Here is a 9,266-nt window from a genome sequence, read left to right as displayed (position 1 = left end):
CCCCTGCCTTTCTCATTAAAATAAACGAAGCATCTAATCAAGGAAGCAGGCACTTATCTATGAATTATTCAAACAACGGACGTCTATATCCCTTGTACAAAGGTATTGGACTGCTAGCGGCACTCATCGTGCTTGCCGGGATGATGGTTTGCAGCGTCAGATTCGGCCTACATAGCTATACCTGGACACAGGTCATGCAATCATTTGACCACTACGCTACGCCTTCGAACGAAGCGATCATTATCCAAACCGTTCGAATACCAAGAGCGTTAATCGCTGCACTCGTAGGCGGAAGCCTAGCTGTTGCAGGAGCACTTATGCAAGCAATGACACGAAATCCGCTTGCCTCGCCAAGTATTTTTGGCATTAACTCAGGCGCAGCTTTTGCCATTGTGCTGTCTGTTGGATTTTTTAATGTGTCTAGTTTGACACAGTTCACATGGATCGCTTTTCTTGGCGCTGCTGTAAGCTCAGCCCTCGTCTATGGACTTGGCTCCTTAGGAAGAGATGGCTTAACGCCGATGAAAATTACACTAGCGGGCTCAGCAATGACCGCCTTCTTTGCTTCACTTACCCAAGGTATTTTGCTAGGAAATGGTAAAGCGTTTGACCAAGTCCTCTATTGGCTCGTTGGATCAGTGGAAGGCAGAACCATGGCCATGCTCCAATCCGTTTATCCTTATATCCTAATTGCATGGGTCGGCGCGTTTCTTCTTGCGCCGCACATCAATATCCTCTCCATGGGAGATGATGTAGCTAAAGGGCTCGGACAACGTACAATTTACGTGAAATTCATTACTGCAGTCGTTATCGTCCTATTGGCAGGAGGCTCCGTCGCCGTCGCAGGTCCAATTGTTTTTGTCGGGATCATCATCCCGCATATCGTTCGATTCCTCGTTGGCATCGATTATCGCTGGGTCATTCCCTACAGTGCGATTCTAGGTGGTATTCTGCTCGTTGGCGCTGACGTCATCGCCCGCTTCATCATTATGCCGAAGGAAGTTCATGTTGGCGTAACGACAGCTATTCTCGGAGTTCCCTTCTTCATTTACATCGCTCGCAAAGGGGGACTGCTGAAATGAGTGATTCCAATCGACATGTTACGATTCGAAACAAAAGTTTCTCCTATAGGGTCAGTAAGAAATCTGTCCTTGTTTCCCTTGTACTGCTCCTGGCCGTCATAGTTGTCATGATTCTAAGTACGGGAATCGGCAGCATTTATATCAAGCCAATTGAGGTTGTCCGTGCCGTTTTCGGTTATGGCACGGACCCCAGCAACATGATTGTCAGATCCCTGCGTCTGCCTAGGGTCATTGTCGCCGTGTTGATCGGTGCATCCCTCGGCGTTGCCGGAGCCATCCTGCAAGGGATCGTGCGTAACCCGCTAACCTCGCCGGATACGATTGGTTCTACGGGTGGGGCTACACTCGGAGCGGTTTCCTTTTTCTTCTTTTTCTCGGATAAAATCAGTATTCACTGGCTGCCTGTTGCCGCGATTCTCGGCGCATTCATCGCCACTTTGCTGGTCTACTCCCTTTCATGGAAAAATGGGATTACCCCGCTCCGCCTTGTCCTTATCGGCACTGGCTTCACTGCGGCGATGAGCGCGCTCTCCTATCTGATGATGATCTCAGGACCTATCATTCTTGCGAATCAGTCGCTGACCTTCATGACAGGGAGCATTTATGGCGTCTCTTGGCAAAAAGCCGTCTACCCGCTACTTCCTTGGGTATGCGTGCTGATTCCGGTTATCTTTCTGTATGCGCGTCATATAACAGTGCAGTCCTTAGGCGAGGACATCGCCCGCAATGTGGGCAGCAGTGTTCAACGCCAGCGTTTTCTACTCATCATTTTGAGTGTGGCTCTGTCAGGAGCTGCTGTCGCATTCGGAGGAGCCATTAATTTCATCGGCCTTATGGCTCCACATATCGCTCGCAAGTTTGTAGGACCCAGCTTCGGTTCACTGATTCCCGTTTCCGCACTAACTGGTTCCTTACTCCTACTTCTTGCTGATTTGGCGGGACGATTCGTATTCAAACCGCTCGATATTCCAGCAGGTGTTTTCACAGCTGCCATTGGAGCTCCGTTGTTCATCTATGTTTTGTATCGCAGCAGAAATCGTGGTTAATCTCTTACAAAAACACCCCCGGTCATCAACGCGACCGGGGGTGTTTGCTTGATAGAAGATAAGTGCTAAATCGTTTTGGCTAAACTAGCCATATTATAATTGCTTTCGAAGGTAATGCTTGCTGACAATATTCCTTGTCTAACCGTAAAATCAAAGTAAATTTCCCCATGTGTCCAACTCTTCTTCCGCTTCAAAGACTCAAGCGCCATCTGACGAAATGATTGATACTGAATCTCCGTGAGGCCTTTAACCGTAGTCTCTGGGAGCACGCCGTCCCTACTTTCAAACGGCATATGCTTCACTCCGAACTTGCCTATTTCATTATTCCTGATATGTACAAACACCGTACCTGAACTTACATGGGACAACTCATCCTTAATCCTTCTAAACACCAAATCGATTTGTCTTGCAAGTGACATCTGATCTAAACTCATCATCTTCCCCCTTAAGTTTTAAAATTTTACTTATTATGTAAATCACGACTGTAGACCTATTATATCCATATAATTTACAAATTTCAACAATTTATTTAAATATTCGTATAATTTTTACTATTCTTAATACTTCCTTTATATATATCCTATGTATGAATCGAATACGAACGATATTTGTCGAATTTGTGTAGAATCTTTCCAGATTCAATGGTATAATTTTCAAACATAGTCCATTATTCCTGCATACATTACAAATTTCGCAAGGGAGTCGGTCAATTTGGATAAAATGTCAACCTTATCTTTTAGAAAGAAATTACAGTTAGGCTGCTATGGGTTAATTGGCTTAAACTGTGTATTTCTGCTAATCCTTACATTCTCATCAGAATGGAACCGCTTACTAGGAATTGTTTTTCTTGTCCTTCTTCTTGCATTAAGCTACCCTTTCATTAGGTGGTTCGAAAACCAATTGACAGAGCCTGTGGCCGACCTATCCCGCATTGCACTTAACATTTCCAAAGGCGACTTCTCTCAGAAAGTGACAGTAACTTCCGACGATACACTTGGTCAACTTGGCCAATCCTTCAACAAAATGATCGATAAGCTTCGTGATATTCTTCGCGATACAGGCTCCATTTCCAAGCAAGTTTTCCAAACAAGCCGCGATATTTACTCCAAAAACGAAAACTTTCGCACGGTCCTGGAACAAGTGAGCATTTCGGCCCATGAATTAGCTGCTGGCGCCGGTCAAATTTCAGAAGAAGTATCCGGTGTATCTATTACGACCAAAGACATAGAAGTGAAGATTGTCAATTATGCAGGTTCTGCAAAAGAAATGAAAGACCGCTCCGATCAGATGATGTCTCTAGTGGAAAAGGGACGTACTTCCGTCGAAAGCCAAGGCGTCGGCATGAAGCGAAATGTAGAAGTTACCCAGCAGGTTTCCGAAACCATTGACATGTTGGCCCGTCAAGCGGCTGGTATCACCAACGTAACTCGCTCCATTTCGGAGATTGCCGAGCAGACGAATCTGCTGTCCCTCAACGCATCCATTGAAGCAGCCAGAGCTGGCGAGCATGGCCGGGGTTTCGCCGTTGTTGCACAAGAGGTTCGCAAACTTGCTGAGGAATCCACTTCCCTTACCCGTGAAGTGTTTGGCTTTGTGAAGAGCATTGAGCAAGGCATTCAGGAAGCGATTCGCAGCATTCAAGTCAACGAAGATGTCGTAAAAAAACAAACCGTGCTTATCGATCAAACGGAAACAGTTTTCTCCCAGATTGTCGATAGCGTTGGTTTTATCTCGGAAGAAATTAATCGCTTTGCAGAAGAAAGCGAACAAATGCTTCTTAGCTCCGAGCAAATTGCCGCTGCCATGGAGAACATCTCGGCGATTACAGAGGAATCCGCTGCAGGCACACAAGAAGTTTCGGCATCTATGAACGAACAGATCGCTACCGTCCAAGGCATTGTCTCGCAAGCTGAAGAGATGACGCGCGTCGTCACACAGCTGCAGCAGACAATTCAAGTGTTCAAGATATAAGCCTAACCATATAATACAAAAGGGATGTCCTGACGTAGATATGATCTACTCCCAGGGCATCCCTTTTTCTTATTAAACCTGAACTTTTGCTTCTGTCAGCCTCATGAATTCCTGCACATCTTGAACCGCCATGTCCACAGCGCTTTGCCAGAAGTCCGGCTCAGTCAAATCAACGCCAAGATGTTTCTGCGCAAGTTCTTCCACGTTCATGCTGCCCGTATCTCTGAGCAGAGAAATGTACTTATCTTCGAAAGCCGCGCCTTCTTGCACAGCTCTCGCATAAATGCCGGCGCTAAACATGTAACCAAACGTGTATGGGAAGTTGTAGAAAGGCACATCCGTTGCATAGAAATGCAATTTTGCTGCCCAGAAATGCGGATGGTAACTGCTGAGCGCATCCTGATAAGCAACCTTCTGCGCATCCACCATGAGCTCATTCAGACGCTCCACGCTCACAAGTCCTTGACTTCGTTCTGCGTAGAAGTTCGTTTCAAATATGAATCTCGCATGAATATTCATGAAGAACGCAATTGCCCGCTGAATTTTGTCTTCAAGCAAAACGATGCGCTCTTCGTCCGTGGAAGCACTCTTCACAACAGCATCAGCAACGATCATCTCTGCGAACGTAGACGCGGTTTCCGCGACGTTCATGGCGTACTCCTGAGCGAGTGCCGGCATATCCGTCATGACGTGCTGATGGTAGCCGTGGCCAAGCTCATGCGCAAGTGTAGAGACGTTGTTCAGCGTGCCGCCGTACGTCATGAAGATACGCGTCTCTCCCGCGACTGGGAACGATGTACAGAAGCCGCCTGGACGCTTCCCAGCACGGTCCTCAGCTTCAATCCAGCGATTCTCGAAGGCTTGCTCCGAAAAGGGTCGACATCCACCCAAGCTAATTTCTCAACGCCAAGCAGCTTCGCTTTTCGGTTCAAGTACTGAACGAAGATCGCTTTATTGCGGTCGATGACATCCCACATCACATTCAGCGTCTTCTCTTCCATGCGATTAATCGCTAGCGGCTCTTTATGTATGCTGTTCCAGCCTCTATATTTGTACACTTGAAGGCGGAATCCGGCCAAATGGTTCAATGCTTCTGCGCAGTAATCTTCCTTGTCCGTCCAGGCTTTTTCCCATTTCTCAAACAAAGCAAGCCGTTCTTCACGATTCTCTGTATGCAGCTTATTAAATGCTTGGCCAGCCGAAAGTTCAATCGTCTCACCGTCAATCTCTACAGGCATACGGAATTGACCTACGGTAGAATTATACAAGTCGCCCCACCCATGATAACCATCTACGGCCAAATCATTGATTAATGCTTCTTGTTCAGGCGACAGCTTTTCTTGTGCCAGGGCACGGCGTTCATGAAGCGGAAATGCGATTGCTTGGAATGGCTCTTTCTTCAGAATCTCTGACCAAACCTCATCCGGAATACCGGTCAGCACTTGGTCAAAATGGGTAAGTGACGACAAATGCTCCGCGTACAAGCTTTTGACCTGTCCATTCAATACAGGCGCTTTCTTATCCTTCTGATTATCGGCAAGCAGACAACCGACAAAAGAATCAGCCTCGTGAATATTTTTCAAATTGCTCTGGACCAGCTCAACCAGTCTCGCAAGACCACCAGTATCTGCAGCTTGCTGTGGGGATGGTGTGTTCCGCACTTGCTCTTGGAAGGCCGCAATCGAAGCTTGAAGCTCTTTCAGATGTGCTGCGAAGGCAGGAGACTCACTTCCACCAGGAAAAAAAGTTTCTAAATTCCACGTTTGATTAAGAGGTAAATGAAGCAAAGCTATCACCTTTCCTTTCCTTCTTTTATTAAATCATAAACGGTCTATCAGGAGCAATCATCGCAATCTTACTCATTGCTTATAGGTAAGAAGTATGATTCAATAAAATAAAGTTCCTGCAAAAAAATCGGAACAGGATGGTGTGATGACAATTATGAAACCGTTACAAATTTCTCCAGAAACAGCCGTCAAACTGGCTGAGCAGCTTAAAGTACCTTTGGAACATCTCATGCATATGCCACAACATATTTTACTTCAAAAATTAGCAGAGCTCGCGAAATCTTCCACTTCGGAACAAAGCGAACCGGAATCGAAGTAAGCCGTGCTGTTTCCTTTTGCTAACACATGGCCTTATGACATTGTAATGAAGGACGTTTATGTGGCCGAATGTCCGTTTTGCCATAGCTCCAATGTGCTGCTGCCGATGAAAGTCCACGAGCTGAAATCCATTCACGAGGGTAAAAAGAAGCTTCTTGTGTTTCCTTGCTGTCATAACAAGCTGACGCTCGTTGACACAGACCGCGATTACTTATTGGCGGACACCGCTATACGAACGAAACAATCGTAGCTTTCAAGCGCAAGGAGTAGAAAGAGTTCCTATGAATGAGTATCTCGTTCCTTTGACAAGTGCATGCACATTAGTCACACTGAATTACGTGGCTATGAAAGTACGCAGCAAGATGCTGACCGATTCCTTCGAGCAGCTTCTTGCGCCTCTGCTCACCGGTCTTGCTTGTATGATCATGATGCTCGAACCCCTGCCTGAGCCGCTCGGTTTAATAGATTTACGCTCCTTACCCATCTTCATGGCAGGCTTGCGTTACGGAATGCCGATTGCCCTTCTGTCAACCGTCTTACCGACGGGCTTCAGCCTCATTTTGAACGAGAATCATGCCTGGTTCAACATCGCACAAGATTTGCTCGCCCCTGCGCTTATAAGCTCCCTGTTTCACAATAAAGAATACCGCAGTGGCTTCTTGGACATTCCTATTCGCCATGGACTCCAGATATGCACTTATGTCTTTCTCTTACGCCTCCTGATTCATGGACTGTTCATAAGTAGACTCTCCTGGCATTATGTCGGCGATCAGCTTTTCATGCTAGCCATTATGTCAGCCACTTTCATTACGCTCATTATTATGGTGAATGATGAGAATAAGAGTTGGCGTTTACAACGCCAGATGGAGCTCCAAGCCAATCAAGACAGCCTAACCAAACTTCCTAATCTCCGCAGCTTTATGCCCATCGCAAACAATGCACTTAGTAAACGACAAATGTCTATCATGATGATCGATTTGGATAATTTCAAACAATATAATGATCTCTTCGGGCATCTGGAGGGTGATCAACTGCTAAGAGAAATTAGCCATGTTCTTCGGCAACATATTCATGAAGAAGATTATCTCGCAAGGTACGGCGGGGAAGAATTCATTCYTCTCAGTTCAGAGACAGACCCGATTACACTTAGCTTATACGCCCAGCGTTTATGTTTCATGACTGCCCAAGCCTTCCTGTACAAAAACCAATCCATCCTAACACCAATTACCATCTCTATTGGTATTTCTACTGCTGAATTACCCCAGGCTGAATTGACCCAAATGATCTATGAAGCAGACCAAGCCCTCTACGAATCCAAACGTCAAGGAAAAAATCGTTTCACCCACTACAAGAAACTCCCAACAATTGAGCAAAAAATGAACGCTTAACTATGCAAGGGATCGCCATCAAGCAATCACCACAATACATAGCCAAGCGTTCATTTCATTTTGTACCAGAAATAATTAAGTTGCTTGTTTCATTTCGTCCGGCAGTTCCATACGAATAGCGAGCATATCTTCGCGAGTTACCATCCATTGTTCACGGCTTGCACGAATCATCGCAGCATCCATTATCTTACGGTCATTAATGATGCGTGAGAACCATTTGACTGCTTCATTGAACCGACCTAATCTGCGATTGAGCTCCCCCATCAGAAACATCAGTCTCGCATTATTCAGATCCATGCCTTCATTTTCATATACGTTAACATACGCTTCCAAGGCAAAAGTCAAGAATCGCTTCTCTTGTTCCCAATCGCCCTTAGCTCGGTACAGCCACGCCAAATGGTGAAGAAGTCCTGCTACAACGCGGGATTTCTCCTCTTTAATTTGCGCGCTGACCAGTGCCAGCTTATAACTCTGCAACGCTTCCTCCCACGTTCGTTCACCGCCAAAGCTGCGCATCGTCCAATTCTTGGCGATCCTCTCATGGAAAGCTTCACGTTGAGCTGACTTCCACTTATCCGAAAAGTTCTCTGTTTGCGCATAGCCGCAGTAAGGACAAATCCTCACGACATAATAATCAGGGTTAATATCCTTATAATGAACGCAGAAATCCGCGTCTGTTTTACTCGCTTTTTTGAAGCTTGGACGAACCTTCATTGATTTGAAGGAATTGTCGCAATACGTACATTTCACTGAAATCTCATACAAAGGTTCAACCATCTTGAAACCCCGCCTCTTCTCTGGAAAGTGTAGGAAAGAAGAACTATTCCTCTTCAGGTGTATTCACAAAATGATAAGCGGAACCTTTCAAGCGTTGCAGCAAAAAATCGCGTAGTTCCAGCGGCAAACCCACTTCCTCCATAGCTTCACCCATACAGCCTAACCATGCATCTGCACGTTCCACTGTGATGGGAAAAGGCATGTGTCTTCCTCTCATCATGGGGTGTCCATGGACATCTGAATACAGAGTCGGACCTCCAAAAAATTGGCTTAGAAACATATATTGCTTATCCATAACGGGTTCAATATCCGAAGGGAACAGAGGCGCCAGTAAAGGATTCTTCAGTACTTTGGGATAAAAAGCCTCCACAATCCGGCGAACGGTCTCTGCTCCCCCCATCAATTCAAACAGCGTATTGCGTTCTTGCTCTGACATGGTGAGAACCTCTCTGCTCATGATTACTTAATAGTTTTCTATATCCTCATCACCTGTATGCATGAGCGTTTCTCGAATGACAAACACGAACATACAAACGACCAAACCGACGATGACACTTGTCATTTGAATCACTCCCGCGGCCTAGGATATAAGACTATTACTAGTCCTATTTTACCATAAATACATTTACATAACAGTACCAAAGTCTAAGTTTTTTAGGCCGGCATGTATGTCCCACTCCTTTCATATAGTTGAAGAGGAGGTGTAGAGTTCCATGGAGAAAAGAAACTTTACCGCGGCATTACTCATGGCCTTTGTTGTTATTGCCATTATTCTATGCTTATTCGCCTTCCCTCATGCCGGACTTCAAGCAGCCTTGCGCGGCGTTTCCATTTGGTGGGATGTACTCTTTCCTGCACTCTTTCCCTTCTTCATAATCTCCGAAATTTTGCTTGGCT

9 protein-coding genes and 2 pseudogenes are annotated in these 9,266 nt (G+C 45.8%); 7 read left to right on the top strand and 4 right to left on the bottom strand.

The window, feature by feature from the left end:
* Nucleotides 1–59: 59 nt before the first annotated feature.
* Both AC1DUA_RS22575 and AC1DUA_RS22570 read left to right on the top strand, forming a co-directional pair.
* Entirely contained in the window at nt 60–1,082 is a 1,023-nt protein-coding gene (locus AC1DUA_RS22575; protein WP_477501912.1) for a FecCD family ABC transporter permease, read from the top strand.
* Complete coding sequence (locus tag AC1DUA_RS22570) at nt 1,079–2,128, top strand: FecCD family ABC transporter permease (protein WP_477501910.1); 1,050 nt, start codon at nt 1,079–1,081, stop codon at nt 2,126–2,128. The genes AC1DUA_RS22575 and AC1DUA_RS22570 overlap by 4 nt, the downstream gene beginning before the upstream one ends.
* Nucleotides 2,129–2,193: 65 nt before the next feature.
* Here the strand turns inward: AC1DUA_RS22570 and AC1DUA_RS22565 are convergent, their stop codons facing one another.
* Nucleotides 2,194–2,565 carry an O-methyltransferase gene (locus tag AC1DUA_RS22565; RefSeq protein WP_477501909.1) on the bottom strand — a complete coding sequence of 124 codons (372 nt, stop codon included), beginning with the start codon at nt 2,563–2,565 and terminating at the stop codon, nt 2,194–2,196.
* A 463-nt stretch (nt 2,566–3,028) separates the two neighbouring features.
* Here AC1DUA_RS22565 and AC1DUA_RS22560 point away from each other — a divergent pair, with 463 nt between their 5' ends.
* On the top strand, nt 3,029–4,099 hold the full coding sequence (locus AC1DUA_RS22560; protein WP_477501908.1) for a methyl-accepting chemotaxis protein: 1,071 nt from the start codon (nt 3,029–3,031) through the stop codon (nt 4,097–4,099).
* A gap of 72 nt (nt 4,100–4,171) precedes the next feature.
* On the opposite strand, the pseudogene AC1DUA_RS22555 reads toward AC1DUA_RS22560, so the two are convergent.
* Nucleotides 4,172–5,895: pseudogene (locus AC1DUA_RS22555) on the bottom strand (M3 family oligoendopeptidase).
* A gap of 145 nt (nt 5,896–6,040) precedes the next feature.
* Here AC1DUA_RS22555 and AC1DUA_RS22550 point away from each other — a divergent pair.
* The 3 genes from AC1DUA_RS22550 to AC1DUA_RS22540 are packed head-to-tail and all read left to right on the top strand — an operon-like array spanning nt 6,041 to nt 7,592.
* Nucleotides 6,041–6,205 carry a YycC family protein gene (locus AC1DUA_RS22550; protein ID WP_315953201.1) on the top strand — a complete coding sequence of 55 codons (165 nt, stop codon included), beginning with the start codon at nt 6,041–6,043 and terminating at the stop codon, nt 6,203–6,205.
* Between the two features lie 6 nt (nt 6,206–6,211).
* Nucleotides 6,212–6,454: a hypothetical protein gene (locus AC1DUA_RS22545; protein WP_477501911.1), complete on the top strand. Its 243-nt coding sequence runs from the start codon at nt 6,212–6,214 to the stop codon at nt 6,452–6,454.
* Nucleotides 6,455–6,485: 31 nt separating this feature from the next.
* Nucleotides 6,486–7,592, top strand: a complete 1,107-nt coding sequence (locus AC1DUA_RS22540; protein ID WP_477501907.1) for a GGDEF domain-containing protein — start codon at nt 6,486–6,488, stop codon at nt 7,590–7,592.
* A 75-nt stretch (nt 7,593–7,667) separates the two neighbouring features.
* Here the strand turns inward: AC1DUA_RS22540 and AC1DUA_RS22535 are convergent, their stop codons facing one another.
* Together AC1DUA_RS22535 and AC1DUA_RS22530 are read right to left on the bottom strand one after the other, a co-directional pair.
* A complete protein-coding gene (locus AC1DUA_RS22535; RefSeq protein WP_477501906.1) occupies nt 7,668–8,369 on the bottom strand; it encodes a DUF2225 domain-containing protein in 702 nt (233 codons plus the stop codon).
* A gap of 43 nt (nt 8,370–8,412) precedes the next feature.
* Complete coding sequence (locus tag AC1DUA_RS22530) at nt 8,413–8,805, bottom strand: globin domain-containing protein (protein WP_477501905.1); 393 nt, start codon at nt 8,803–8,805, stop codon at nt 8,413–8,415.
* Between the two features lie 310 nt (nt 8,806–9,115).
* Between AC1DUA_RS22530 and AC1DUA_RS22525 the strand changes: the two are divergent.
* Nucleotides 9,116–9,266 (top strand): annotated as a pseudogene (locus AC1DUA_RS22525) (sporulation integral membrane protein YlbJ); the annotation flags it as partial.

The sequence above is a fragment of the Paenibacillus sp. 01T422 genome, assembly GCF_056398785.1.
This window is presented reverse-complemented; position numbering and strand designations above follow the sequence as displayed.

Coding starts and splice junctions, on each gene's coding strand:
- AC1DUA_RS22550 (WP_315953201.1), top strand. CDS start 6,041: ATGAAACCGTTACAAATTTCTCCAGAAACAGCCGTCAAACTGGCTGAG.
- AC1DUA_RS22535 (WP_477501906.1), bottom strand. CDS start 8,369: ATGGTTGAACCTTTGTATGAGATTTCAGTGAAATGTACGTATTGCGAC.
- AC1DUA_RS22530 (WP_477501905.1), bottom strand. CDS start 8,805: ATGTCAGAGCAAGAACGCAATACGCTGTTTGAATTGATGGGGGGAGCA.
- AC1DUA_RS22565 (WP_477501909.1), bottom strand. CDS start 2,565: ATGATGAGTTTAGATCAGATGTCACTTGCAAGACAAATCGATTTGGTG.
- AC1DUA_RS22570 (WP_477501910.1), top strand. CDS start 1,079: ATGAGTGATTCCAATCGACATGTTACGATTCGAAACAAAAGTTTCTCC.
- AC1DUA_RS22575 (WP_477501912.1), top strand. CDS start 60: ATGAATTATTCAAACAACGGACGTCTATATCCCTTGTACAAAGGTATT.